The organism is Meiothermus luteus (assembly GCF_003574085.1).
Taxonomy (GTDB): domain Bacteria; phylum Deinococcota; class Deinococci; order Deinococcales; family Thermaceae; genus Meiothermus; species Meiothermus luteus.
The window spans coordinates 1-1483 of the sequence record NZ_QWKZ01000199.1 but is presented as its reverse complement, the minus strand read 5'-3'; the positions used below and the strand labels follow the sequence as shown (position 1 = coordinate 1483).

Genomic DNA, 1483 nt, shown 5'->3' with positions numbered 1-1483 from the left:
CCCTCTCCCTCTCGGCCCCGCAGGTGGAGGTGCGGGCCGGCCAGGAAACGGAGGCCCGGGTGGGCTACGCCCGGGGGGTCGGGGCCCTCTGGGTGGAGGTGGCCCCGCCCAGTGGGGTGGAGGGCTTTGCCCCGGGGGCGGAGCTGTACGGGCCCGACGGCGGCCTTGTGGAGCGGCTCAACGGGAGCCGGCGCTTTGAGCGGCTGCCCGCGGGGGTCTACACCCTGGTGGCCCGGCCCGTGGCGGCGGGGGGGGTGGTCTGGGCCCCCGTGGCCGAGCGACAGAGCGCGATGGTGCCGGTGGGTAGGGAGGCCCAGGTTTCCTTGGGCTACCGGGCCACCCAGGCGGCCTTGACGCTTAGCGTCGCGGGGGTAGGGGCAGGGGATAAGGTGAGGGCCCGGCTCGAGCCGGGCAACCTGGCCCAGGGCCGGGTAGGCCCTGGCCCCTTGCGCTTTGAGGGGTTGGCCTTTGGCGAGTACACCCTGAGGGCCCAGGTGGTGCGGCCTGGGGTCTGGGCTGAGCGCTACTGGGAGGGGGAGGCCAGGGTGGAGGCCACCCCCGCCGACCCCCTGCCCAGTTTGGGCCTCTCGAGCTGGACCGAGCGGGCGGGCAGCGGGCGCATCTGGGTGGCCGGCAACGGCGGCTTCAGCAACGGCGGGCGGGGGAGAACCAGCACCGGGGAGCAGAACGCGGTCTACTACCTGGAGGACGGGGCCACGGCCTTCTCCCCCTTCATCCCCCCGACCCCCCTGCAAGGGCCCTTCCGCATCGCCTTTGACCGGGAGGGCAACCTCTACATCCTCTACCAGTACGTAACGGGCAGCCCAGCCCGCATCCTGCGGGTGAGCCAGGCCAACCTGCGGGCCGGCCGGGTTTCCGAGGACGCGCCGGGGAACACCGTGATTGAGGGGGAGGCCTGGGGCTGGCCGGCGGGGGTGGCCCCGGAGCCCCACATGGAGGTGGGGGGCAACGAGCCTGCGGACATGGCCTTTGACGCTTGGGGCAACCTCTGGGTGGTGAACGACGTGCTGGGCCTCATTGCCTGCGTGCCGGCCAGCGCCTTGCGGGCCGCCCCTGCCCGCATCTGGGCGGCGGGCGCGCGCATCTGGGGCCCAGGGACCGGGCTATACCGCTATGTCCTCACCACCCCGGGGCAGAACGCCGATGGCCGGCCCTTCCTGATCCCCCACGCCCTGGCCTTTGACCTGGAGGGGAACCTGTGGTTCACCTCGGGGGGGTACCAGGGGCCGCGCCCGGGCGAGGCCACCCCGGTCAAGCGGGCCTTTCTCAACCGGCTCCGCCGGGAGCGGCTGGGCCGGGCGGCCAACGGCGACTGCAACGGGGGGGATGTGGGCCTGAGCGAGGCCAGCCTAGAGGGGTGGGTGGACGTTCGGCTTGACCTGAGCCTGGCGCAAAGCGACCACGGCCCGGTGGCCAAGCCGGTGGCCCTGGCCCTAGAGCCGGGCGGGGGGGCCTTGTGGGT

At 73.7% G+C, this 1483-nt stretch carries 1 pseudogene; it reads left to right on the top strand.

Features of this window, described 5'->3' with window-relative positions:
- Nucleotides 1-1483, top strand: a pseudogene (locus Mlute_RS15230) (hypothetical protein); the annotation flags it as partial.